General features: G+C 26.9%; 24 protein-coding genes and 1 riboswitch. Of the genes, 2 read left to right on the forward strand and 22 right to left on the reverse strand.

Features of this window, described 5'->3' with window-relative positions; genetic code table 11:
* Positions 1 to 121: 121 nt before the first annotated feature.
* The 5 genes from adhE to H9660_RS12250 all read right to left on the reverse strand — a co-directional run bounded on the left by adhE (position 122) and on the right by H9660_RS12250 (position 5,569).
* Positions 122 to 2,746: a bifunctional acetaldehyde-CoA/alcohol dehydrogenase gene (gene adhE / locus H9660_RS12230; protein ID WP_191750664.1), complete on the reverse strand. Its 2,625-nt coding sequence runs from the start codon at positions 2,744 to 2,746 to the stop codon at positions 122 to 124.
* 560 nt (positions 2,747 to 3,306) lie between these two features.
* Entirely contained in the window at positions 3,307 to 3,720 is a 414-nt protein-coding gene (locus H9660_RS12235; protein ID WP_191750665.1) for a HutP family protein, read from the reverse strand.
* 28 nt (positions 3,721 to 3,748) lie between these two features.
* A complete protein-coding gene (locus H9660_RS12240; RefSeq protein WP_191750666.1) occupies positions 3,749 to 4,201 on the reverse strand; it encodes a MarR family winged helix-turn-helix transcriptional regulator in 453 nt (150 codons plus the stop codon).
* Between the two features lie 120 nt (positions 4,202 to 4,321).
* Complete coding sequence (locus H9660_RS12245; protein WP_191750667.1) at positions 4,322 to 5,026, reverse strand: MgtC/SapB family protein; 705 nt, start codon at positions 5,024 to 5,026, stop codon at positions 4,322 to 4,324.
* Positions 5,027 to 5,167: 141 nt separating this feature from the next.
* On the reverse strand, positions 5,168 to 5,569 hold the full coding sequence (locus H9660_RS12250) for a hypothetical protein (RefSeq protein ID WP_191750668.1): 402 nt from the start codon (positions 5,567 to 5,569) through the stop codon (positions 5,168 to 5,170).
* A 278-nt stretch (positions 5,570 to 5,847) separates the two neighbouring features.
* Between H9660_RS12250 and H9660_RS12255 the strand changes: the two genes are divergently transcribed.
* Entirely contained in the window at positions 5,848 to 6,168 is a 321-nt protein-coding gene (locus H9660_RS12255) for a YqfO family protein (protein ID WP_191750669.1), read from the forward strand.
* 67 nt (positions 6,169 to 6,235) lie between these two features.
* Positions 6,236 to 7,507, forward strand: coding sequence for an FAD-dependent oxidoreductase (locus H9660_RS12260; protein WP_191750670.1), 1,272 nt, complete (start codon positions 6,236 to 6,238; stop codon positions 7,505 to 7,507).
* A 36-nt stretch (positions 7,508 to 7,543) separates the two neighbouring features.
* Here the strand turns inward: H9660_RS12260 and H9660_RS12265 are convergent, their stop codons facing one another.
* The 17 genes from H9660_RS12265 to H9660_RS12345 all read right to left on the reverse strand — a co-directional run bounded on the left by H9660_RS12265 (position 7,544) and on the right by H9660_RS12345 (position 24,925).
* The gene (locus H9660_RS12265; protein WP_191750671.1) at positions 7,544 to 8,338 is read right to left on the reverse strand and encodes an RnfABCDGE type electron transport complex subunit B; all 795 of its coding nucleotides are present in this window, start codon (positions 8,336 to 8,338) and stop codon (positions 7,544 to 7,546) included.
* A gap of 12 nt (positions 8,339 to 8,350) precedes the next feature.
* Positions 8,351 to 8,929: an electron transport complex subunit RsxA gene (gene rsxA, locus H9660_RS12270; protein WP_191750672.1), complete on the reverse strand. Its 579-nt coding sequence runs from the start codon at positions 8,927 to 8,929 to the stop codon at positions 8,351 to 8,353.
* 14 nt (positions 8,930 to 8,943) lie between these two features.
* Positions 8,944 to 9,657, reverse strand: coding sequence for an electron transport complex subunit RsxE (gene rsxE / locus H9660_RS12275; protein ID WP_191750673.1), 714 nt, complete (start codon positions 9,655 to 9,657; stop codon positions 8,944 to 8,946).
* A gap of 20 nt (positions 9,658 to 9,677) precedes the next feature.
* Positions 9,678 to 10,292 carry an RnfABCDGE type electron transport complex subunit G gene (locus tag H9660_RS12280; protein WP_191750674.1) on the reverse strand — a complete coding sequence of 205 codons (615 nt, stop codon included), beginning with the start codon at positions 10,290 to 10,292 and terminating at the stop codon, positions 9,678 to 9,680.
* A gap of 4 nt (positions 10,293 to 10,296) precedes the next feature.
* Positions 10,297 to 11,187: an RnfABCDGE type electron transport complex subunit D gene (locus H9660_RS12285; RefSeq protein ID WP_191750675.1), complete on the reverse strand. Its 891-nt coding sequence runs from the start codon at positions 11,185 to 11,187 to the stop codon at positions 10,297 to 10,299.
* 29 nt (positions 11,188 to 11,216) lie between these two features.
* Positions 11,217 to 12,149 (reverse strand): 4Fe-4S dicluster domain-containing protein, encoded by a 933-nt coding sequence (locus H9660_RS16610; protein ID WP_191750676.1) that lies wholly within the window; start codon positions 12,147 to 12,149, stop codon positions 11,217 to 11,219.
* Positions 12,150 to 12,441: 292 nt separating this feature from the next.
* Positions 12,442 to 13,371, reverse strand: a complete 930-nt coding sequence (locus tag H9660_RS12295; protein WP_191750677.1) for a tetratricopeptide repeat protein — start codon at positions 13,369 to 13,371, stop codon at positions 12,442 to 12,444.
* 11 nt (positions 13,372 to 13,382) lie between these two features.
* Positions 13,383 to 13,721 (reverse strand): hypothetical protein, encoded by a 339-nt coding sequence (locus tag H9660_RS12300; RefSeq protein ID WP_191750678.1) that lies wholly within the window; start codon positions 13,719 to 13,721, stop codon positions 13,383 to 13,385.
* 120 nt (positions 13,722 to 13,841) lie between these two features.
* Complete coding sequence (locus H9660_RS12305; RefSeq protein ID WP_191750679.1) at positions 13,842 to 16,079, reverse strand: AAA family ATPase; 2,238 nt, start codon at positions 16,077 to 16,079, stop codon at positions 13,842 to 13,844.
* A 1-nt stretch (position 16,080) separates the two neighbouring features.
* Positions 16,081 to 16,380, reverse strand: coding sequence for an ATP-dependent Clp protease adaptor ClpS (locus tag H9660_RS12310; protein ID WP_191750680.1), 300 nt, complete (start codon positions 16,378 to 16,380; stop codon positions 16,081 to 16,083).
* Between the two features lie 165 nt (positions 16,381 to 16,545).
* Positions 16,546 to 17,133 (reverse strand): lipofamily protein, encoded by a 588-nt coding sequence (locus H9660_RS12315; RefSeq protein ID WP_191750681.1) that lies wholly within the window; start codon positions 17,131 to 17,133, stop codon positions 16,546 to 16,548.
* Positions 17,134 to 17,213: 80 nt separating this feature from the next.
* Complete coding sequence (locus H9660_RS12320) at positions 17,214 to 18,305, reverse strand: DUF871 domain-containing protein (protein WP_191750682.1); 1,092 nt, start codon at positions 18,303 to 18,305, stop codon at positions 17,214 to 17,216.
* Between the two features lie 207 nt (positions 18,306 to 18,512).
* On the reverse strand, positions 18,513 to 19,826 hold the full coding sequence (locus tag H9660_RS12325; RefSeq protein ID WP_191750683.1) for an APC family permease: 1,314 nt from the start codon (positions 19,824 to 19,826) through the stop codon (positions 18,513 to 18,515).
* Between the two features lie 68 nt (positions 19,827 to 19,894).
* A riboswitch (Lysine riboswitch) is annotated at positions 19,895 to 20,067 on the reverse strand.
* Positions 20,068 to 20,148: 81 nt separating this feature from the next.
* On the reverse strand, positions 20,149 to 20,826 hold the full coding sequence (locus H9660_RS12330; RefSeq protein ID WP_191750684.1) for a response regulator: 678 nt from the start codon (positions 20,824 to 20,826) through the stop codon (positions 20,149 to 20,151).
* Entirely contained in the window at positions 20,819 to 21,985 is a 1,167-nt protein-coding gene (locus H9660_RS12335; RefSeq protein WP_341479597.1) for a sensor histidine kinase, read from the reverse strand. Before H9660_RS12335 ends, H9660_RS12330 begins: the two co-directional genes overlap by 8 nt.
* Before the next feature lie 159 nt (positions 21,986 to 22,144).
* Complete coding sequence (locus H9660_RS12340) at positions 22,145 to 22,951, reverse strand: cation diffusion facilitator family transporter (protein ID WP_191750685.1); 807 nt, start codon at positions 22,949 to 22,951, stop codon at positions 22,145 to 22,147.
* Positions 22,952 to 23,209: 258 nt separating this feature from the next.
* The gene (locus H9660_RS12345) at positions 23,210 to 24,925 is read right to left on the reverse strand and encodes a methyl-accepting chemotaxis protein (RefSeq protein ID WP_191750686.1); all 1,716 of its coding nucleotides are present in this window, start codon (positions 24,923 to 24,925) and stop codon (positions 23,210 to 23,212) included.
* Positions 24,926 to 25,267 lie beyond the last annotated feature (342 nt).

Consider the following 25,267-nt stretch of genomic DNA (forward strand, 5'->3'; position numbering starts at 1 on the left):
AAAAAATAATATATTTAAATTATATTAGATAATTATATAAAATTAAAGACTGCTGACACTTTGTCAGCAGTCTGAAAGCACTCCTTTTGGAGTGCTTTTAAATATATATTATTTTACGGTATTATTTTTTCTTACTTTCTTTTTTTGATTCTTTTGCTTTTGGTCCTTCATAAGCTCTTATATACATTTCTTTTAATTCACTCATTAATGGATATCTTGGATTTGCACCTGTACATTGATCATCAAATGCTTGCTCAACCATTTCGTCTAAAGTTTCATAGAATTTAGTTTCTGATACACCAGCTTCTTTAATAGTTTTTGGCATATTAACTTTTGCTTGTAATTCTTCTACTGCTTTAATTAATAATTCTACTTTTTCTTCTTCAGTGTTTCCACCTAATCCAAGATGATCTGCAATTCTAGCATATCTCCATGCTGCATTTGGATATTTGTATTGAGCAAAAGCAGCTTGCTTAGTTGGTGCATCTGTAGCATTAAATCTTATAACTTCGTTCATTAATAATGAGTTAGCCATACCATGTGGTAAGTGATGGAATGCACCTAATTTATGAGCCATTGAGTGGTTAATTCCAAGGAACGCATTTGAGAATGCCATTCCAGCCATACATGATGCATGAGCCATTTTTTCTCTTGCCTTAACATTAGTTGTTCCTTCAGCATAAGCATCTGGTAAATATTTGAAGACTAATCTAATTGCTTCTAAAGCTAATCCATTTGTATATTCTGAGGCCATTATTGAAACATATGCTTCTATTGAGTGAACCAATACGTCTATACCTGCACAAGCAGTTAATCCTTTTGGAGATGTCATCATAAGTTCAGCATCAACTATAGCCATATCAGGTGTTAGTTCATAATCTGCAAGAGGATATTTAACTCCTGTAGTTTCATCAGTAATAACTGCAAATGGTGTTACTTCTGATCCTGTTCCTGCTGATGTAGCAATTGACACCATCATAGCTTTTTCACCCATTCTAGGGAATTTGTATATTCTCTTTCTTATATCCATAAATGTCATAGCTAAATCATGGAAGTTAACTTCTGGATGTTCATACATAACCCACATAATCTTAGCAGCATCCATTGCTGAACCACCACCTAATGCTATTATTACATCAGGATTAAAGTTTAACATTTCTTTTGCACCAGCTTTTGCACATCTAAGTGTTGGGTCTGGTTCTACATCTGAGAATATCTTAAATTGTATTCCATTTCTTTCTAAAACTTCTGTAACCTTATTAGTATATCCCATATCGAATAACACTTTATCTGTTACTATAAATGCTTTCTTCTTATCCATATCTCTTAATTCTTCAAGTGCAATTGGTAAACAACCATATTTGAAGTAAACTTTTTCTGGAACTCTAAACCAAAGCATATTTTCTCTCCTTTCAGCTATACTCTTGATGTTAATTAAATGCTTTGGACCAACATTTTCTGAAACTGAGTTTCCTCCCCATGATCCACATCCAAGAGTTAATGATGGTGCTAATCTAAAGTTATAAATATCACCTATAGCCCCTTGTGATGCTGGCATATTAATTAATGTTCTAGCAGTTTTCATTTTTTCACCAAATTGTAATATTCTATCTCTTGACTTAAGTTGATCTGTGTAAAGTATTGAAGTATGACCCATACCACCTAATTCAATTAATCTAGCAGCCTTTTCTAAAGCTTCTTCATAAGACTTAACTCTATACATAGCTAAAATTGGTGATAATTTTTCATGTGAAAATGGTTCTTCTAATTCTACTGATTCTACTTCCCCAATTAAAACCTTAGCTGATTCTGGTACACTAACTCCTGCCATTTGAGCAATTTTAAATGCTGATTGACCAACTATATTAGCATTTAATCCACCTTTTTCATTTAAAATTACTTTTCTAACCTTATCTACTTCTTCACCCTTTAGTATATAAGCTCCTCTATCGTTTAACTCCTTTTTAACTTCATCATAAACTTCATCTAATACTACTAATGATTGTTCTGATGCACAAATAACTCCATTATCAAAAGTTTTAGATAAAAGGATTGAGTTTACTGCCATTTTTATATGAGCTGTTTCATCTATTATTGCTGGTGTATTTCCAGCTCCAACTCCTAATGCTGGTCTTCCTGATGAATAAGCTGCTTTAACCATTGCAGGACCACCTGTTGCAAGTATTATATCTGATTCTCTCATAACATTTTGTGATAATTCTACTGATGGTTCATCTATCCATCCAATTATTCCTTCTGGAGCGCCTGCTTTAACTGCTGCTTCTAAAACTATTCTAGCTGCTTCAATAGTAGCATTCTTAGCTCTTGGATGTGGTGATATTATAATTGCATTTCTAGTTTTTAAAGCTATTAAAGTTTTAAATATTGCTGTTGATGTTGGATTTGTTGTTGGAACTATTGCTGCAATAACTCCTATCGGTTCAGCTACTTTAGTAATACCAAAAGTTTTATCTTCTTCTAAAACACCACATGTTTTCATATCCTTATATTGGTTATATATATATTCAGCTGCAAAGTGATTTTTAATAACCTTATCTTCAACTATACCCATTCCAGTTTCAGCAACTGCCATTTTAGCTAGCTTAATTCTATTATCATTTGCTGCTATAGCTGCTTGTCTGAAAATCTCATCAACTTGTTCCTGAGTATAAGTTGCAAACTTTCTTTGAGCTTCTCTTAATTCCTTAATTCTTTGAGTTAATTCTTGTGCATTTGTTACAGCCATTTTAAATCCTCCTAAAATAATAAGATTTATAATTTTTTAATTATTTTCTCTATTTATAAAATTTCTTCAACTTGATTACAATATCATTGTATTTCATTGTTTATTTTTTGTCAATCTTTTTTTGTTAAAATTTTATCATATTTTTTTTATTTTTTTCTCAAATTTTTATTTCTATGCTTATTTTATGGTATTACTACAATTTTTTAATAGCTAAAGATACTTTTTATACTTAACTTCTAAAATTATTCTAAATATATATTCCAGTTGTAGAAATATTTAAATAAACTAATTTTATATATAACCAATTAATTACATTTTAATTGTTATTAATATAACGATTGTATCAATTAAATATTTTTTTACTTAACATACTTTAATATTCATTAAAAAGTTTACTTTTATTAAATATAAATAAAAAAGAGATAAACATTGTATTCCTTGTTACGTCGCATACGCTCCAAGTCACCGTCATACAATGTTTATCTCTTTGCAAACTGAAGAAAGGAAAGTATAATAAAAGTGTGTATCAATTTATCAAATTTAATACACACTTAATATTTTTATTCAGGAATAGCTCTATGTCCTATTCCAATTACTACTTCATCTAAATGCAAAAGTCCAACACTTAAAAATATACAAACACTTAAGTGTTCTCCTCTTCTAGCAATTCCTACTTTCCCACCTACATTTTGCCCACTAGCTCTATTCCACACTTGCATTAAGGCATCTCTAGTTGCTCCTACTACTCCACCTTCATGCAAATGCTCCTCTCTAATAAGACCATTTCTTTTTGATGCAACTAATGCTCTTTCTAATATTTTGGAAGTTGAATCATTTATATTTCCACCTATATTTACAGCTGTTACTAAAACACCTTTTTTCTTTAATTCAATCTTAAGCTCTTCTTCCTCTTCTCTAGAAGAAATAGCCATTCTAGTTGCATATTTAGCAACTTCCAAACTTGTATTTATCATAATATCCTCCCGTACTTCCCACACTTTATTATTTTATTGACTCACACTTTTCTTTAAAATAACTATTTAACTTCCCTAATGAGCTTATTAATATTTCCTTTTCTTCATCTAAAAGAGTATCAAGCATACTTCTTACCATCTCACTATGAAATCTTTCGTGTAATCTATGTGCAATCTTACCTTTTTTAGTAAGCTCAACTAAAACAACTCTTCTATCTTCTTCTATTCTACTTCTTTCAACATACCCTTTTTTTATAAGTCTATTTATAGCTGTAGTTAATGTTCCAACAGTTATTCCTAAATCTTGTGCAACTTCACTCATCATTCTCTTTTCTTTTCTTCCTATAGCTTCTACTGTATGCATTTCTCTTACAGATAAATCTGAAAAGTGTCCATTTTTCAAAGTTTTTTCTTCAATTTGAAGTATTTCGTTAAATATTTTCACTAAAAGTTCATTAACTATACTTACATCTTTTTGCATAATGAAATATCCCATCCTTTTTTCTATTGTTCCTTATTAAATAATAAGCTAAACTTCAATAAAATTCAATGAAATATCAATATTTAGACAAAAAATATTTTGATATTCAAACCACTTTATTTATTTTATTATTTTAACACTTTTGATATATTTTTTATTCTCTAACTCTTCAATTATTTTATCCAAATTTATATACCTAGGTTTATAAATAATATATTTAACATTAACTTCTTTATTTTCATTTTCTTTAAAGAAATACTCTATACTTTTTATAACAATCTTTTTTCTTTGAAAGAAATTAATCATTTCCATTTTATTATTATCATTGAATTTAAAATTGATTTCTAATATTTTTATAGTATTGATTGATATAAACTTATTTTCTATCTTTTTTAAAAATACTAGTATAATAAATATTATTATAGTAGAAAATATACTTATACAATAACTTCCCATTCCTATACTTAACCCTAAACATGCAACTATCCATAAGGTTGCTGCTGTAGTTAATCCCTTTATATTTCCTTTAGTATGAACTATGGTTCCTGCTCCTATAAAACCTACTCCAGTAATTACTTGAGATCCTAGTCTTCCATAATCGACTTTAATCACTTCTCCTAATGTTGGATTTAATTCTATCATTTGTATAACATTATTCCCAATTTCTATTTGTAATAATGAAATAATAGTTGAGCCTAAACAAACTAATATATGTGTTCTAAAACCAGCAGCTCTATTTTTAACTTCTCTTTCATATCCTATAGCTCCACCTATTATAAGTGCTAAAATAATTCTTAATATTATTTCCTTTGTTGTAATTTCCATTTTTTCCTCCGATAAAATAAAAAACACTTTTTATTTTATAATATGAACAAAAGCAATATATTTTCATAGAATATAAAAAAGATAGATAGTATAGTTATAAATCCAATTTCTATACTATACTATCTACAATTTAAACCATTGTTAAATTAAAGCTGTTGATAAAATTACTATCAATATTCCAATAATAAGGGTTAAAGAATAAAAAATATATATTTCTCTTCTTTTATATACTTTTATTTTATCTAATTTCCCTTTAGGATATATTACTTCGATTTCATCTCCCTTTTCCAATTTATTATTTGATACTGTTGAAATTGCAACTCTTATCTTTTCTTCTCCTTCATTTAATTCAATTACTGGATAAATCCTTGCATTATAAATAGTACTATACTCTACTCCTGGCATTACATATGTGTATGCCTGAAACCCTATTATTTTAACTTTTTTTATAACAAATATTTCATCTATAATTATATTTCTTACTAAAATAACTCCTGATATTAAACTTAATATTATTCCTATAATAGAAAATAAAACTCCCATTTTAAACTCCTCAAATAATTTATTTCTTTCACTATATAATATGCTTAATTTTATTAAAGGATATATACCCATTTATTTTTCATAGTTTTATAATATTTTATTTAATTATCTGCTATTATTTTTCTTTATTTTTATTTTTTGTATTAATTTGTTAGTTAATTTAGTTGTTTTATGATTTTTTATAAATTTATTTATTGTTAATATTAGACATTTATTTTGTTTACTATTTTTTAACAATAGTCTATTATTTAATTATAGCGATTATTGGAGGTCTTATTATGAATTATACAAAAGTTAAGTTTGAAATTTATATTCCACCTACTCATCTTGAGCAATTTATGGAGGCAATAAATAAAACTGGTGCTTTAACCATTGGAAATTACGATTACTGTTTTTCTACTACTGAAGTTACAGGATATTTTAAACCTTTGAAGGGATCAAAACCTTATTTAGGAAAAGAAAATAACTTATCTATCGAGAAGGAAATTAAGATAGAATTTCAATGTCATAAAGATTTAGCTCTTGAAGTTATAAACGTGATAAAAAATATTCATCCTTATGAAGAGCCAGTTTACAACATAATTCCTATTATAAACTAAATATTAAGTACCAATTTTCAAATATTAGAATATTTTATTATAAATAATAATATTTGAGGTATTTTAAATGAAAGTTATTATTATAGGTGGTGGCTTTGCAGGATGTCAAGCTGCTATACAAGCAAAGAAAATGAATGCTGATGTTCATATTATAGAACGAAGTGATATGCTTCTTGGAGTAGGTAATGTTGGCGGTATAATGCGAAATAACGGAAGATTTACTGCTTCAGAAGAACTATCCTACTTAGGTGCTAATGAGTTAATTAATATTATGGATAATTTAGCTCTTCACAAAAATATTGATTTCACAGGTCATAAACATGCTAATTTAACCGATATAGGAAAAGCTGAACCTGAAATCAGAAGGTATATTTTATCCTTAGGAATTAATATTCATTTTAGAAGTAGAGCTGTTAATGTGTTAATTAAAAATAATTCAATTTTAAAAATAAAATTATCTGATGGTTCTTTTATAGATGGGGATGTTTTTATAGAAACTACTGGTTCAACTGGTCCTATGACAAATTGTAATAGATATGGTAACGGTTGTTCTATGTGCATACTAAGATGTCCCACCTTTGGTGGAAGAGAAAGTTTAAGTTCTAAAGCTGGAATTCCTGATATAATGGGTGAAAGAGCAAATGGAACTCCAGGAGCTATGAGTGGTTCTTGTGAAATTCCAAGAGAATCATTGTCTGATGAACTTTTAGAAGAACTTACCACTAATGGAGTTGCTGTAATTCCAATACCTAAAGAAGATATTAATTTAGATAAACTGGGACAAAAAGTTTGTCAACAATATGCTTTAAAAGAATTTGCAGAAAATGTAATTTTATTAGATACTGGACATATTAAGCTTATGACTTCTTATTATCCTATTGAAAAATTAAGAAAAATTCCTGGTCTTGAAAATGCAAGATATATTGATCCTTTATCTGGTGGGACTTCTAACTCTATAAGATATTTAGCTTCTAGTCCTAGAGATAATACAATGAAAATAAAAGGAATTAATAATATGTTTTGTGCTGGTGAAAAATCAGGATTTTTTGTAGGACATACTGAGGCTATGGTTACTGGTGCATTAGCTGGATATAATGCTGTAAAATATATATTAGGCGAATCACTTTTAGAATTGCCTAGAGAACTTTCTATAGGTGATATTATTTCTTTTGCTAATGAAACTTTAGAAATAGAAAATGGAAAAAGTATAAGACACACCTTTTCAGGTGGCGACTACTTTGAAAGAATGAAACAATTAAATTTATATACAACAGATATTGATGAAATTAAAAGAAGAGTAGACTCACTTTCATTGCTGGGTATATTTAATAAAATTTAACAAAGAGGGACTGTCATGCGACAGTCCCTCTTAACCTTAATTATTAACTAACTTTATAGCACCAGTTGGACATTTTTTAGTACAGATTTGACAGTTTACACACTTATCATAATCTACCTTAGCTAAATTGTTTGTTACATGAACTGCCTCTTTTGGACAGTTTCTTTCACATAACTTACATCCGATACATGCTGCTGAACAATTTTCTTTAACATGTCTTCCTATTTCAATATTATTACATTCCACTCTTACTTTCTTTGAAACAGGTACTGATTCTATTAATCCTTTAGGACAAATATTTATACAAGCTCCACAGTTTGTACATTTATCCATATTAACTTTAGCAATTCCATTAACAATTTCTAAAGCTCCAAATTCACAAACACTTACACAGCTTCCAAGACCTAAACATCCATATGAACAAGCCTTTGAACCACCATCTATCATAAGAGAAGCAGTTAAACAATCTGTAACTCCTTCTAAATCATATTTAACCTTAGCTGAATCGCAATTTCCATTACACTTTACAAAAGCAGTCATCTTTTCAGCTGAGTCTACTTTTATTCCTAAAACTTCACCTATATCTTCTGCTGTTTTTGCACCACCAACAGAACATAAGTTAGGCTTTGCACCTTCCATTACAACTGCTTCTGCATAAGCATCACAACCTGCAAAACCACATCCACCACAATTTGCTCCTGGTAAACATTCTCTTAACTTAGGTATCTTAGGATCTACCTTTACTTCAAAAGCTTTTGATGCAAAACCTAATAATACTCCAAAAACTAATCCTAAAACTCCTAAGCTTAAAGTTGCATATAAAATATTCATACTAACCCTCCCCTAGTGAATTAATCCTTGGAATCCTAAAAAGGCAATTGACATTAAAGCTGCTGTAAATAATGTAATTGGTAATCCTCTTAGAACAACCGGTATATTTTCATTATTATCTACTCTTTCTCTAATAAATGATAGTAATACTATAGATAACATGTAACCTGATGCTGCACCTAATGCATTTACTAAAGATTCTATAAAGTTATATCCTTCTTGAATATTTAATGTAGCCATACCTAAAACAGCACAGTTTGTAGTTATAAGAGGCAGATATATACCTAAAGCTTTATGAAGGCCTGGCGATAATTTTTTCATAGCCATTTCTACAAATTGTACTAAAGCAGCTATAACTAATACATTGGCTATAGTTTTTAAATACTCAAGTTCAAATCTAACTAATATTTGTGTGTATACAAGCCACGACATTATTGAGGCTAAAGTCATAACAAATGTAACAGCTAATCCCATACCTATAGCTGCATCTTTTTTCTTTGAAACTCCAAGGAATGAACAAATCCCTAGGAATTTTGAAAGTACAAAGTTATTTACAAGCATTGCTGCTATAAAAATCATAAATAATTCCATAAGTTCCACCCCTCTTAGTTTTTCTTAGATTCTTTTATTTCAATTCCTGAATTAGTACTGCATGATCCAGTTCCACATCCAGAACAGCTTCCACAGCTATGCTCTAAAGTCTTAACTTCTTCGCCTGTTTTCTCTGCTTTTTTAATATTATAAGCATTTAAAGCAACCATAAGTCCTCCTAATGTAAAGAAGGCACCTGGAGCTAATATCATTATAGAAGCCGGCTTAATAGTTTCAGGAATAATTTGAATTCCTAAAATTTGACCTGCACCTAATATTTCTCTAAAAGTTCCTATTAAGAATAGTGCTATAGTAAAACCAAGTCCCATTCCAATAGCATCAAATATAGAAGGTAAAATAGGATTTTTTGAAGCATATGCTTCTGCTCTTCCAAGTATTATACAGTTAACAACTATTAAAGGAATAAATATTCCAAGTGAAGAATAAAGGCTAGGAATATATCCTTGCATTAACATATCTACTATAGTAACAAAAGATGCAATAACTACAATATACGCTGGAATTCTAATTTTATCTGGAACTAATTTTCTTATTGCTGATATCATCATATTTGAAAATATTAAAACAACAGTAGACGCTAGTCCCATACCTAAAGCATTTTTAGCACTTGTTGTAACTGCAAGAGTTGGACACATAGCTAAAACTTGTACAAAAATTGGATTTTCAGTAATTATTCCATTTTTTAATCTTTCAATTAACTTATTCATTGCTTTCCTCCTAATTTTTATTATTGTGCACTTGCCCCTGTATCTACATCAGTTTCCTCTTTAGGTTCAACTACTTCTCCTTTTATTTTTTCTAAATAAAAAGTAATAGCTTCATTTACTGCATTTACAGATGCTTTACTTGAAGTTGTAGCTCCTGATATAGCTTCTACTTCAGTATCCTTATTAGGAGTTACCTTAACTACCTCTAAATAATCAGTTGCTGGTTTATCTTTAAATCTTTCAGTAAATTTTTCTTCTGAAATTTTAGCTCCAAGTCCTGGTGTTTCACTATGTGATAAAACTTTAATACCTGTAACTGTATCTTCATTTGAAATACCAACTACAAAATCTATTGCTCCATGGAAACCCTTACTAGTTACCTTTAAAACATAACCAATAACATCATTTCCATTTACAGCTTCATATATTTCTTTTATATTTCCTTCAGCATCTAATTCGATATTTGAATCTTGAATTTTTTCAGCTTTAGGCATTATATAATTTAAATCTTCTTTGCTTATTTTTGAGTTTTCTATAATAGCTTCTTTAGTTAAGTCATTTGCAAAACCTAATAATAAACCTGCTATCATAGTTATAATTAGAAGGATTCCTCCTAGCTTAAAATTTTCTTTCATATTCTTAAGCCTCCTTCTTAACCTTATATTTTTTAGTTGTTAGATAATCTATAAGAGGAGCACATAAATTCATAATTATTATTGCATAATAAGGTCCTTCTGGATTAAATCCCTTAACTGCAATAACTGAAGCACAAACTCCTGCTATAATTCCAAATATGTATTGTCCAACTTTTGTCATTGGAGTTGTACCATAATCTGTAGTCATAAATATAGCCGCTACAAAAAAAGCACCTGATAATAATAAATCTTTATCAAATATGTTATGCATAACCATTGCAGATAATATAAATGCTATTGGTCCTCTTAAGCTAATTCTTCCTCTAAGTGATAAATAAACTCCACCTATGCATAAAGCTAAAATTGAAGTTTCTCCAATACTCCCGGAAGCTTGTCCTATAATCTTATCTATTAAAGGAACTACAACTTCAACAGCTCCTGATGCAGAAGAAGTAGCATCTGTAGCTGGCTTTGCCATAACTCCAGCCCATGAAGCAATTAAAAAAGCTTTTGTAGCTGCTGCTGGATTCATGAAGTTTTGTCCAAGACCACCAAAAAATTGTTTTACAACTATAGTTGCAAATATTGAACCAATAATAGGTATCCATAAAGGTACATATGTTGGCATTATTAATGCTAATATAAGACCTAATACTATAGGACTTAAATCTGTTAAAAATGTTGTTTTCTTTACAAACTTATTCCATAGACCTTCAGCTACTATACTAGTTAAAACTGTTGCTAAAACTATTATAACAGCATCCATTTTATAAAAATAAATACCTGCAAAAATTGCTGGAATTAATGCTATAATAAAATCTATCATTATCTTATTAATACCAAAGCCTTTTCTTATATAAGGTCCTGGTGATACTTTAAGATTTATATTTTCCACGCTCTTCACTCCTATTCAAAATTTAATAATTAGTTGAATTCTTTAGCAGTTTTTATAGTTTGTGCAATTTCTAAATTAGAAGGACATACGAAACTACATAATCCACAATCAATACACTTATTTCCACCAAATCTTATAAACTCTTCTTTTTCTTTTCTTTTATAAAGATCCATTAACTTTATTGGATTTAACCCTTCTGGGCATGCTCTTAAGCATTTTGAACAATTAATACAACTACAACTCTTATTAGTAGGTAAATCATTTTCAGTTAAAAATAATATTCCTCTTGAGTTACTCTTAATAGGTGAATTTAAATCATAAACTGGTGTACCATTTAAGCTTCCACCATCAATAACTTTTGATAGTATATTTTCTTTCCCATTTAAAGCTTCAAACACTTGTCTATAAGTTGTATTTTTACTTACAGCACATACCTTATTTCCATTAACTGCACTTCCATAGACAGTTATAAAACTTTCTATCTCCTTCTTTAATAAAGCTTGTCCTAGATTTACTATGTCTATAATATCGTAAATTACAACATCATTACTTTCTCCATAAGCTTTAGATTTAAGCTTATTATCATATAAATCTATTATAGGAGAAACCTTTACTACTTCTCCATAAGCTTTTAAATCTTCAAATATAGCTTTATCCTTTTTACCAGCAATAAATTTAACTTCATTTAAAGATTTAATCTTTTCTAATCCTTTCTCTAATTCTTCTTTTCTTTCTCTTAATATAATTTCATATCCATTTAGATTAGGTTGAAAGCTAAAAGCTTTAATTAATGCTTTTTTACCTTTATTAATTTCAAAAGGTAAGCTTAAGCTTTCGTCAATTTCTTTAGCTAATAATTCCTCTGAATTATGCTCTTTAGCTAAATCTTTAAATATTTTAGCACTATTTAATGTAAATAGTTTATTTTTAGTATTTACATTGCTAAAAAGATTATTTAACACTATATAAAACCTCCTATTATAGGGATGATTGTTAATATTTATAAGTTTAAAGTAATAACTTTCTATTATAACATCCCTTATTTAGTTTACATTTTGACGAACATACCTATATTACCATATTTAAATATCTGCCACAACTTTTGAAAAATTTTTAACGATAAATTTAATAAAAAATTCAAATATATAGCTTAAAATATTATTCATTTTATATTTTTTTCCTATTTTTAGTATAACTTCATCAAAATATAAGCTATGCTAGTTATTTTTATAACAACATAAAAATAGTAAGCCCTTATTGTAGCTTACTATCAAATATTTCTTTATATTCCCTTAAACTTCTCATTTTATCTAATTCTTTATCATTCTTCATATACTCTAAAAAAAACTCATTTATTTCTATACTTTTTAATAAATCTTTTAACGCTAAATTTAATTTATCTATATTGGTATAAAAACAACTCCTATTATAATATAAAAAAGAAGAATCTGAATTATTTTTAATTCCCTCTGAAATGACTTTGATAGCTTTATCAAAATCATTTTTTTCTCTATACAATACAGCTAAATTTAAATAACTATATGGATAGTTAGGATTATTCTCTATAGACTTATTATAGTATTCTATAGCTTCTTTTTCCTTATTTAAATTTTTCATTAATACTCCCATATTAAATAATATTCTAAAATTGCTTGGATTAATTTCAAAAGCTTTTTTCATATAAAATAAAGCTTCATGATATTCATTAATCTCTTCATAAATACATCCTAAATTAGCATTTGCCCAAAGATCATTTGGAACTAATTCTAAGGTTTTTTTATAATATTTAATTGCATTTTCTCTATCTTTTAACTCATCATAAGCATTCGCTAAATAAAAATAAGCTCTATCATATTTTTCATCAATCTCTATTGCAGTCTTATAATATTTTATCGCCTCTTCATAGGCTTCTTCATTATCATATAAAACCCCTAATCCGTAATAAGCCCTAGGGTCATTAGAGTCAATTTCTATAGCTTCTTTATATTTTTTCTCAGCCAAATCCTTAAGTCTTAGCTTATCATATAACAATGCAATATCTAATATTAATTCAATATCTTTTTTCCCTTCTTCAATACTATATGCTTTTTTATAAAATTTTAAGGCTTTTAAATGATCCTTTTCAGCCATAAACTTTTTAGCTATATTTATATAATTATCAAAAATATATCTTTTATCTGACATTATTACCTCGTTTATTTTTCTATATAATTTTCTAATCCTCTATTTACTATATTAAAGAAAAGTACCTCTATTATAGAAATAAATATAAGAACTATTAAAACATTCATTTTAAAATATATAGATGCTGAAGCTAAAAAAATATATAAAGCTCCTTCAACTAATATTACTTCTCCTATCCATTTTGAAAATCTCTTAATATCTTTTATTTTATCTATACTAAAATTTATATTTAAATACGAAAAACTTTCAACTATTCCCCTAATTATTATTAATCTTTTTTTAGTTGATACAATTCCACCAACTACAAGCTCTATAGCTCCCCATATTAATAAAAAAATATATACAGCCATTTCTAACACCTCCCCATGTATTATCCATATACTTTATATTTTAATACATATACAGCTATTTTAAAACTAATAAAAAAATTAATTAGAGCTGTCTTATAGACAGCTCTAGTCAAGAACATATTATTTTTTCTCTTTTATCTTAAACTTTTTATTCTCTATAACTACTGAACAATTTCCCCCATTAGATAATTTTCCAAATAATAGCTCATCAACTAATAAAGGCTTTATTTCCGAATTTATTACTCTTATTATTTCTCTTGCTCCAAACTCTTTAGATAAGCCCTTTTCACTTATACTTTTTATGCATTTACTACTAAAAGTTAAGTTAACATTTTTCTCTTTAAGCTTATTCTTAAACTTATCTAATTCTTTATTAGTAATTTTTAATGCCATTTCTTCATTTATTTGATTAAATACTATTATTTTATCTAATCTATTTCTAAATTCAGGAGTAAATGCTCTTTTAACTTCTTCATCTATGGCTTCAATATTTACACTTCCTCTAGCAAATCCAACTAAGTTTTTACCTATATCCCTAGCTCCTGCATTAGAAGTCATTATTAATATTACATTTCTGAAATCTGCTTTTCTACCTTTATTATCAGTTAAAGTTGCATAATCCATTACTTGTAATAACACACTTAAAATATCTGGATGTGCTTTTTCAATTTCATCTAAAAGCAACACACAATTAGGCTTCTTTCTAATAGTATCTGTTAGAAGTCCTCCTTCTTCATATCCTACATATCCAGGAGGAGAACCTATAAGTTTTGCAGCTGAATGTTTTTCTCCATATTCACTCATATCAAATCTTACTAATTCTATACCTAAAGTTTTCGATAAAACCTTAGCTATTTCGGTTTTCCCAACTCCAGTAGGACCTACAAAAAGCATTGAAGCTACTGGTTTATTTTCATCATTAAGCCCAGCTCTTGAAGTCTTTATACATCTTGCTACTTCTTTAATAGCTTCATTTTGTCCATAAACATTATTTTTAAGCTCATCTTCTAACATCTTTAATGAATCTATCTCATTATTTTCAATTGTTTTCTTTGGTATACTACATATTTTAGAAATTATTTCTTCTATAATATATTCATCTACAATAGCCTCTTTATATTTTTCTTTATTAATATCTACAAATGCACCAGCTTCATCGATTATATCTATTGCTTTATCAGGTAAAAATCTATCATTAATATATTTTGCACTTAAATTTACTGCAGCTTTTATAGCTTCATCAGTATAGCTAACATTATGATACTCTTCAAAATTATCTTTAATTCCTCTTAATATATTAATTGTCTCATCTATAGATGTTTCTTTAACTTCTATAACTTGAAACCTTCTTACTAAAGCTTTGTCTTTTTCAAAATGCTTTTTATAATCATCGTAAGTAGTTGCTCCTATGAACCTGATTTTACCTTCTAATAAATATTTTTTTATTAAGTTTCCACCATCTAATGAGCTTCCATTTAATGCGCCAGCTCCAACAATATTATGAATTTCATCTATATAAACAATAGGATTATCATGCTTTTTTATTTCATCTAATATTTGTTTTATTCTTTCTTCAAAATCCCCTCTATATTTTGTTCCTGCAAGAACTGTTCCTATATCTAAAGAAAAAATCTCAGCATTTTTTAACTTATCTGGAATATTGCCTTCTTTTATTAATTTAGCAAGCCCCATAGTAATAGCAGTTTTGCCAACTCCTGGTTCCCCTATATGAATTGGATTATTTTTAGTTCTTCTGCATAATATTTGTATTGTTCTATCAAGTATATCTTTTCTTCCTATTAATGAATAATTGTCTTCTTCTCCTACTTCTTCTGTTAAATTTGTAAGAAATGTATTACTTACTTTATTTTCTTCATTATCTTCTACTTTATCTATCTTAATTATTTTAATTGCATCCTTCGCCAGATTATCTTCTTCACTTTTATTATGAGATAATTCAAATAATAATTCCTGCTTACTTATACCTTGTTTTTCTAAATAATATACAGCATGACTATCTTTTAATGTATAAATAGCTGAAATGATATGCTCTAAAGAAACAAATTTCCTTTCACTAAACACAGCTTGTTGTGTTGCAATTATAAGTATATTTTTAATACCTAAACTTTCATCTGGCTCGCCCTCTTCTATCTTATCTACATACTCATTAATATAATTTATTAAATCACTTTTTAGTAATTCAACATCTCCATTTAGCTTAATTATTGATTCCTTAAAAATATCCTCTTCTAAAGAACTTAATAATAAGTGTTCTGGAGTAACATATTCACTTTTATACTCTTTTGCTTTACTGTACGCTCTTAATAGAACATCTCTTACTACCTTACTTATATCCATTTTAATCCTCCTCTACAGTAAGTTTAAATGGAAATCCTTCATTTTTAGCCATAAACATAGCTTTATTTGCCTTTGAGATAGCAATATCATAAGGATATATACCAGCTATGCCTCTACCATTTTTATGAACTTCCATCATTATTTTATTAGCTTCTTCATAATTTTTATTAAATACAATATTTAAAATAGCAACTACAAACTCCATTGTAGTAAAATCATCATTATGCATAATCACTTTATAAATCTTAGGTTTCTTAACTTTAATATTAGATTTTTCTATTACTGTTGCATTAGTTTTCAAATTAACTCCTCCATCTACATACTATTAATATAATGAAGATAAATAATCTTTTTTGATACTTATTATATATTATATTATTTATAGATGCAAAATTATATTATTAAAGTAAAAATTTCCATAATTACTCTAACAAAAAAGACTGTTATAAAACAGCCTTTTTTCCTATTATTTAACTTCCATACTACCAAGTACTTTTGAGTTTTCATCCATATGAAAAGTATTTTTTTCTTCTTCATTACTAAAGTATATATTACCATCTACAGTAGTTCCTTCTATTTTTACATTTCTTGCTTCTATATAAATATCTCCTTTTATAGTTCCACCTTCAATTTTAGCACCTTCATCTTTTATTATTAATTTAGGTAATTCTAAAGTATAATTATCTACTACTTCTTTATTATCATTTTGTCTATATAAAGCAATAACTCTTGGCGTATCTACTAAATCACTTGGATTATCTTTATCAGATTTCTTAAATCCAGTTTCTAAAGTAATTTCTTGAGAAGTAGTAATATTGTTTTCTAATATAACAATCCAACTTTCTTTAACTGCTTTAATTAAATTTGCTTCATCTGTAGCTCTAGATGGTGCTGTTACCATATCAACTGTTCCACCGTTACTATCAGTATTTGGTTTGTTGTTTTCTTCTATAACATTAGTGTTATTTTCATTTGCATTATTATCTGTTTTACCACACCCAACAGATAATAAAGTTAAAACTGTCATAGGTATTATTAATGATTTAAATTTCATAAAAAATCCTCCTTAAAATTAATTTTTAATCATTAATAACTTTCCCTTCTTCAAATAAAATATTTATTACTAACTAAACTTTACTTTTTAATTTTAAATGAAAATTTATTCCATGGCTTAATATAATCTAATAAAAATAATTCTTCATCTACTATTTTTCCTACTACATTAGTTTTTCCTGTATTTTTCATATCTTTTAATGCTAATTGTAATTCACCAGCATACCTAGTGTATAAATCACTATCAATTAATATATCTCCTCTTTTTATATCAACTACATTATATGGTGGAAAACTTTTTCCTTTATATTTAACTCTGCTTTTAGTGCTTCTTGCCATATATTCAGAAGCATCTCCTCTATTTAAATGAACTTCTTCTAAAACAATTTTTTTATCTAACTCTCTAATGTCCTCAATTAATTCAATATTAAATTCTAACATATCCTTATTTAATTTACTTAATGCTTTAAGTTCTTCTTCAGATGCAAATGCATTTGCAATTATCACATCATCAATTAGTTCTGTTGCAAATATATGCTTCACTTGAACTTCAATCGGTAATTCTCTATGAATTTCTAATGTACATAGCCCTTCTGAGACTGGCCATGGACCTTGATTTGCTGAATGAGAGTTAACAAAAGCTGCTGTTCTTATTCCTAACCTCTTAAACTTTTTACTAGCATATATAAAATTTTCATAAGACAACCCCGTATAAATATGCGGATAAAAATTATGACATCCATATAAATTATTTATATTAGCTCTATAAGATATAATATTATCTACATATTTAGTCCCACTACTCATATTTAATTCTATCTTTAATCCATATTCATTATAAGTCATCAATGACTCTTCGTATCCACTAAAGCCCATATCTAATCTTATACCTGAAAGCCCCATATCTTTAAAAACTTTCAAATCAGATATAGATGCTTTCAAAATATTAAATACTGTGGAATCAATATCAGCAATAACTTCCATATTATTTTCATTAGCAACTTTCAAAATATTTTTAAACTCCTCTAACACTATATTAATATCTTTTTCACTTGCAGATATTAAACATGTAAATATCCTTGTAAAACCATATTTAGCAGCTAATCTTATATAATTTTCTATTTCTTCGACCAGTGAATTGTTTGGATATATTGAAATACCGAGTCTATGCATCTTCAAAGTCTCCCCCACTTCTAACTTTCTATATTAAATATATTAATATAGTATATTAGTAAAATATTATTTATGACTCTTTATAAACTTTCATAGCATTATTTTAGAATAAAAAAAATCCTATTAATTTGATTTTTAATGACATTTGTCTTAATTCAACACAAATTAATAAGATTCTTAAATACTTAAATAAAGTAACTTACTTTTTTATTTATTTTTATGATAATTATATATATAAAATGGTATTCCTAAAAGCATTAATATGAATCCCCACATTACAGTTTCTGCTCCTGATCCATATATTGTCCATAATGCATAAATAAAAGCTAATAATGGAACAAAAGATTTTTGTATAAATATCTTTAAATTTATATTATTTTCTTCTTTAAATAATAACATTATTTCTGCTGCTGCAGTTAATAAATATACTGGTAAAAATGTTAGCGTTGCTAAAATTGTAATAAATGTAAATGCAGAAACCATACTTTTTTGATAATTCATTATTAATAAAATATTAACCAAAACAGATCCTATTATTAATGAATTTACTGGCGTACCATATTTAGGATGTATCTTTCCAAAAATCTTAGGGAATACACCATCTTCGCCTGCTGCAAAGGAAACTCTTGCTGTTGATAAAAGCCATCCAATAGTAGTACCTAGAATACATATAACTACAGCTGCCGTTAAAGGCTTCCCAATTCCATGTCCTAGTGCTTTTGTTAATATATCAGTTAAAGGTGCTGTACTTACAGCTAATTGACTATTATTCATCGCCCCCATACTAGTTACACTGATTAGTATATATATTACAGATGCAATTAATATTCCATATATAGTACTTTTTCTTACATTCTTTTCAGGATTACTTATTTCCCCCGCTGTAACTGTAGCACTTTCTAATCCTACAAAAGCCCAAAGGGTTGATGTTGCAGCTAAAGGTATTGTATTAATTCCTTTTCCTTCTGGCATAAGCGGCATAATATTATTAATATCAAAACTTAAAAATGCTACTATAATAAATAAGGCAAAAAATACTATTTTAAATACAGTTACAAAAGATTGTATTTTTCCAGCTTTCTTAACTCCCACTATATTAATAATAGTAAAAATCCATAAAATAGAACTTGTATATATTATAGAAATTATAGGGTTATTTAATGCTGGAATAACTGCTGCACTATAACTTGCTAAAGCTACTATTATAGCCGCATTTCCAATCCAAGATCCATTCCAATATAGCCAAGCACTTAGAAATCCAGCAAATTCTCCAAAAGCTTCTTTAGTATATTGATAAGCTCCTCCTGTAGATGGATACTTAGAGCTTAAATTTGCAAAAGATATTGCAATTAATACAGAGCCCAGGGTTGTTAATATCCAGGCAATAATAGTTGATAATGGTCCCGATACTTCTGCTAATGTAGCTGGTAACATAAATACACCTGAGCCTATCATATTACCACAAACTAGCATAGTCGCCATAAATAAACTAATTTCTTTTTTCATATGTTTCTCTTTCATTTGTTTCTCCTAAAAAATAAGCTCAAAGATGTTTCTCTTTGAGCTTGTATTTCGCAAAATTTAACAACTACAAAGATAGCACTCCACAATTTTATTGTGACAGTTTTACATATATTTTATGCAAAACCAACATATACCCTTTAAGCTAAGATATATATTTCGGCAATAATTCCTTTTATATTAAATCAACGTGCTTACCTCATTAATACTACTCTTAATTATTGCAACCTCTATCAAATTTTATTAATTTTTACTTTTATAAGTTTATCAAAATTTATTATTTTGTCAATATACTTTAATTTATTTATTCATTATACATCTTCTAATTAATTTTCTTTTTATAAAATTCATCAATATTATTTCTAATTGCATATATAGTAGCTTGAACTCTATCTTCAACTCCTATCTTTTTAAATATGCTGGTTATATAATTTTTTATAGTTTTTTCAGATAAAAATAATTTTTCAGCTATTTCTTTATTTTTTAATCCACTTGAAATTTCAAATAATATACTTAGTTCTCTATCAGTTAATAAATCTAAAACCTCCTTTTCTTTATTATCTATTCCTCCTCTTTTAAAATCAGAAAACATTACCTTTATTAACGACTTGTCTATATATTTATCTCCAAAGAAAACACTTCTTATGGCAGTAACTACCTCTACACCGGCAGATTCTTTTAATATATAAGCATCTGCCCCTATATCTATAGCTTCCATAATTGTTTTTTTATCATTTTCAACTGTTAACATTACAACCTTAATGTCTTTATGTATTTTTTTTAAAACTTGTAATGTTTCTAATCCATCTTTAATAGGCATATTTATATCTAATAAAACTACATTAGGTATATTATCCTTTAAATTATTTAATAACTCTTCCCCATTACTATATTGACCTGTAATAACTAAATCATCTTCAAAACTAATAATTCTATTTAATCCTTCTCTTATTAAATCATGATCATCAACTACCATAACATTAATTTTAATATTACTCATCTTTTTTCACCTTTCTATCTATAGGAAGTTTTATTTTATATGTAGTTCCTTCTCCTAAAGAAGATCTTATATCGATTCTTCCTCCTAAAGATTTAACTCTTTCATAAATTCCAAGTAATCCATAACAATTTCCTTTTTTCTTAGTATTTATTAAAGTTTCCTTTACATTAAATCCAATACCATCATCCTGTACAAAAAAATATATATAGTCTTTAATATAATTAAATCTTAAATCTACTATATTTGCTTTAGAATGTTTTTTCATATTATTTAATATTTCCTGAACTATTCTATAAGCTGCTATTTGTATTATTTTATCTATTTCACCATCATAGCTCTCAATATCTACATTTATCTTAATTGAATTTTCAGTTGAAATAATATTTATCATCTCTTTTATAGCCTCATTTAGTCCTCTTTCTTCTAAAGATAAAGGTCTTAAATCATATATTATTCCTCTTACTTCTTTTAAAGCCATTTTCACATTAGTTTTTAAGTCATCTAACTCTTTAATTCCTTCTTCTAAATCCTTTTTAATAACCATTTTACAAAAATCTATTCTCATTATTGCATTTGCAATATATTGAGCAGGACCATCATGTATTTCTCTTGCAATTCTTCTTCTTTCTATTTCTTGATTTTCTAATATATTTATTTCATTTAACATTCTACTATTCTCATTATTACTTTTAAGTCCATCTAAAATATTTCCTTCTAAATATCCTAATGCTATATTTATCTGATTAACGGCACTTTCAGCCTCTTCTATACTAACTTTATATCCTCTTAAAGCTCTTTCTAGTTCATCTCTCTTTAATATAAGTTCTTTTTCTTCACTTTGTTTTGTAATATATTTAACTCTTATATCTAAAGCCTCTTCATATATATTTTTAAAATAATCTTGATTTGAATTGATCATTTTTTTAGATTCTTCTACTAATTTCAATCTCATAGACTTGTCTAACTTTTCTAAATAATCTACTTCATCTATTACTATAGATAATTTTGTTTTTATAGTTTTTAATTCTTCTTTTTTTAATTCAATTTCATCTCTCATCTTATCAGCTATATTAAATATCTTACTTTTACCAAAGTTAATTTCCTCAATTACATCATTAACTATTTCTTTTATATTAATATCGGAATATTTTGTGTACACAATAGTCCCCCTAAACATTAATTTTTTTAAATTTACTAACTATTTAAAAATATCATAAAATTATTAATTAGTAAAATTTTAGATGTTTTTAAATAATAAAATGTACCTTATATTTAAAACTTGCTTTACTGTTTAAAATATAAGGTACATTTTATTGAATTATATTGCCCATTTCTTATTTTTAGTAAATGATATATTCAACCATTTTTTTAAATCAAAATGATTAGTATTTTTGTCTATAAATTCTCTTACTTTATCCATATCATCAACTGATTTAATTTTAGAGTCATTTGAAAGTATAAAATCTATTTCTATTCTAAGCTCTCTTCCAACTTTAGCTACCCTTGCTATAGATTCCTCTAACTCATATTTTTCTTCTATTTCTTTTACTAAATTATTTATATCAAGATTTATTTCATCATTTGCTGATGAACATATTAGTTCCTTAAAGCACTCAATTATTGAAGTTATTGGCATTTTTAAAAATATACCAGATGATAAAATAACCATGCCTGGATCCACATATTTTGATAAATTAGTAAATCCAATAGATTTTAATACTATTGATATAAAAAATCCCACTAATACACCTACACTAAGCATAGAATCCATAAGCCATTGATTACTTTCAGCTTTAACTATTTCAGAATTAAGATTCTTTGATAACTTTTTCATGTACAAATAGACACAAGTACATCCTATAGAGGAAATTAATGCATAACTTAAAGCAAATCCTTCCTCAACATTATTTCCACCATTAAAAACTTGTCTAATTGCTGATAACATGGAAATTGAACACATTAACAAAAGTACAATAGACTTAACAATAACTATTATTGGCTCTAAATTGTACTTTCCAAAAGGATAATTCTTAAAATCTTTTTTATTAATAAAATTAGTTGTTATAATTGCAAATAGAGCTAGTCCTAAACTCACTAAAGAATATAAACCATCAAAACTAATCATTTCTGATTGTATAGCTCATCCCCAGGCAATCCCCAATATAGCGAAGAACAACCCACCAATCGCTGAAAATCTAAGCATTTTGCTTTCCGCCTTCATTATATCACTCCTTAAAAACATAGTTTGATAATATTATTTTACTCTTTAACATTATTTTACTCAATTCATTAAAGTGACATATAAATTTTATTAATATGGGGATTTGTAATTTTATAGATTTACCTAAAAAGCATAAAAGTACTTTATCAAGAATATATATATTTATTTAATTTTAAATTTATTTATTTCTTTATTCATTTCACTTGTATTATCACTTAGCTTATCTCCTACTTCAGATATTCCATTAGCCATTGTACTTAACTCTTCTGAAAAATTCTTTATTTCTTCGGATGATTTAGCTATTTCATTTAATAACTTACTTGATTTATCTATTGCATCAAATATTACATCCTTCTCTTCAAGAACATTATCCATTTCACTATTTACATTTTTTATTTCTGGAATTAATTTAATTATTCTATCTACTATTTCTTTAAATGCTATTATAGAATTATCTATTACTCCAAATTGCTTACTTAATTTATCATTCATTATTAGTGATATATGCCTTACTTCATCACCTTCATTAATAACATTCACTAAAAGATTATTTATATCTAGGGAAGAATTTTTTACTTCTTCGGCTAATTTTCTTATCTCATTTGCAACAACTGCAAATCCCTTGCCACTTTCCCCTACTCTAGCTGCTTCTATTGCGGCATTTAAAGCTAAAAGATTAGTTTGATCTGCAATTATATCAATAAAAACTGTTATATCTTTTATTTTACCTAAAGATAAATGTAACCCTTCTAACTTTTCATTCATATTAAAAGTTGAATTTTCTATATCAATTTTGGAATTTTGTAACTTCATTAAGGCTTTATTATTTAAATCTATATTATTATTAACTGACACCAATAAATCATTAATATCTTTTATAGAAATCTTTACTTTTTCTATTAACTCTCCAAAGCCTTCTAATAAATAATTTATTTTCTTTGTATCTTGATTTTGAATATATATATTTGAATCTATTTCCTGTAAAGTTGCCGTAACTTCTTCTGATGAAGCTGCCATATCTTTACTTGAAATTGATAAAATTTCAATATTGCTCATTTCATTTTCTGATGAAATCATTATCTTTTCTATTACTTTTTTAATATTTTCTTGTAATTTATTAATATAAGTTGCAATTATTTCAATCTCATCTTTACTATCTATTTCTATTTTCTCGGTAAGATCTCCATCTGATATTTTAACTAATGAATTAATAACTTTTTTTACATTTTTATTTATTGATTTTGAAATTAACCAAGTTATAATTGCATAAATTATAATTAAAATTATTGATAATACTGCTAATTGTATTAAAATTACCTTCTTAATATTAACTATATCTGTAACATCTGATCTTATTTCTAAGACTGCATTAATATTATCATTTGAAACTTGTATTGGATAATACATAACTATTCTGGTTTCTTTTTTCTCCTTAACCGTCTTAGAAGTTATTTCACCATTTAGAGCTTTATTTAATTCAGTTGTTATAGGAACTTTTTTCCCATAACTTAGAGAATTATTTTCACTATCACTCAATATTTCAAACTCATTAGAACTACTTTTTATTAATATTGCTGCATAATTTACATTCTCATTACTTTTACCATTATTTAAATCATTTTTAAGCTTTTTATAATCATAACTACTGATTGTCTTATCTTTAACAACTGCTTCTATATCAGCAGTTGTTATAGCCCCTCTTACATTCTTACCTTTTTTACGTATATCTTCTTCTACTGATTTTAAAATTCTGTTAAACATTAGAATATTAATAACTAATAATGATATCATGGATATTATAGTAACTGTCACTGTCACATTAAATATTTTTCTTCCTATGCTCTTTTCTTTACCTTCTCTTTTATTCTTCTTTTTCATTATATTTGCCCCCTACGTAAAATAAACATTTGTTATAATTTTAATCTTTTAGGAACTTTTTGTAAATAACTATATTTTTTCAAATGAAAATGTATTAAATTATCATACCTAGATTATTTCTTAATCTCTAAGTCATCTCCACATTCTAATTTAGCCCTCTAAAGATAAAAAATAAAAATTATCAAAAAAAGATTGCCAAAAAGGCAATCTTTTCCAGTTTGTTGAAAAACCCCTGTTTAAAAAAACAGAGGTTTTTTTTCTATTTTAAATTGTGGATAAATTTAATATTAAAAATTTCATAAAATATAATAATAAAATCTGAATATAACAAAGATAGTCTCA

Source organism: Clostridium gallinarum (assembly GCF_014836325.1).
Classification (GTDB): Bacteria; Bacillota; Clostridia; order Clostridiales; family Clostridiaceae; genus Clostridium; species Clostridium gallinarum.

What these genes read in the sequence shown, in the direction of transcription:
- adhE (WP_191750664.1), bottom strand. Translation starts at nt 2,746, where the DNA reads ATGGCTGTAACAAATGCACAAGAATTAACTCAAAGAATTAAGGAATTA.
- H9660_RS12235 (WP_191750665.1), bottom strand. Translation starts at nt 3,720, where the DNA reads ATGATAAATACAAGTTTGGAAGTTGCTAAATATGCAACTAGAATGGCT.
- H9660_RS12240 (WP_191750666.1), bottom strand. Translation starts at nt 4,201, where the DNA reads ATGCAAAAAGATGTAAGTATAGTTAATGAACTTTTAGTGAAAATATTT.
- H9660_RS12245 (WP_191750667.1), bottom strand. Translation starts at nt 5,026, where the DNA reads ATGGAAATTACAACAAAGGAAATAATATTAAGAATTATTTTAGCACTT.
- H9660_RS12250 (WP_191750668.1), bottom strand. Translation starts at nt 5,569, where the DNA reads ATGGGAGTTTTATTTTCTATTATAGGAATAATATTAAGTTTAATATCA.
- H9660_RS12255 (WP_191750669.1), top strand. Translation starts at nt 5,848, where the DNA reads ATGAATTATACAAAAGTTAAGTTTGAAATTTATATTCCACCTACTCAT.
- H9660_RS12260 (WP_191750670.1), top strand. Translation starts at nt 6,236, where the DNA reads ATGAAAGTTATTATTATAGGTGGTGGCTTTGCAGGATGTCAAGCTGCT.
- H9660_RS12265 (WP_191750671.1), bottom strand. Translation starts at nt 8,338, where the DNA reads ATGAATATTTTATATGCAACTTTAAGCTTAGGAGTTTTAGGATTAGTT.
- rsxA (WP_191750672.1), bottom strand. Translation starts at nt 8,929, where the DNA reads ATGGAATTATTTATGATTTTTATAGCAGCAATGCTTGTAAATAACTTT.
- rsxE (WP_191750673.1), bottom strand. Translation starts at nt 9,657, where the DNA reads ATGAATAAGTTAATTGAAAGATTAAAAAATGGAATAATTACTGAAAAT.
- H9660_RS12280 (WP_191750674.1), bottom strand. Translation starts at nt 10,292, where the DNA reads ATGAAAGAAAATTTTAAGCTAGGAGGAATCCTTCTAATTATAACTATG.
- H9660_RS12295 (WP_191750677.1), bottom strand. Translation starts at nt 13,371, where the DNA reads ATGTCAGATAAAAGATATATTTTTGATAATTATATAAATATAGCTAAA.
- H9660_RS12300 (WP_191750678.1), bottom strand. Translation starts at nt 13,721, where the DNA reads ATGGCTGTATATATTTTTTTATTAATATGGGGAGCTATAGAGCTTGTA.
- H9660_RS12305 (WP_191750679.1), bottom strand. Translation starts at nt 16,079, where the DNA reads ATGGATATAAGTAAGGTAGTAAGAGATGTTCTATTAAGAGCGTACAGT.
- H9660_RS12315 (WP_191750681.1), bottom strand. Translation starts at nt 17,133, where the DNA reads ATGAAATTTAAATCATTAATAATACCTATGACAGTTTTAACTTTATTA.
- H9660_RS12320 (WP_191750682.1), bottom strand. Translation starts at nt 18,305, where the DNA reads ATGCATAGACTCGGTATTTCAATATATCCAAACAATTCACTGGTCGAA.
- H9660_RS12325 (WP_191750683.1), bottom strand. Translation starts at nt 19,826, where the DNA reads ATGAAAGAGAAACATATGAAAAAAGAAATTAGTTTATTTATGGCGACT.
- H9660_RS12330 (WP_191750684.1), bottom strand. Translation starts at nt 20,826, where the DNA reads ATGAGTAATATTAAAATTAATGTTATGGTAGTTGATGATCATGATTTA.
- H9660_RS12340 (WP_191750685.1), bottom strand. Translation starts at nt 22,951, where the DNA reads ATGATTAGTTTTGATGGTTTATATTCTTTAGTGAGTTTAGGACTAGCT.
- H9660_RS12345 (WP_191750686.1), bottom strand. Translation starts at nt 24,925, where the DNA reads ATGAAAAAGAAGAATAAAAGAGAAGGTAAAGAAAAGAGCATAGGAAGA.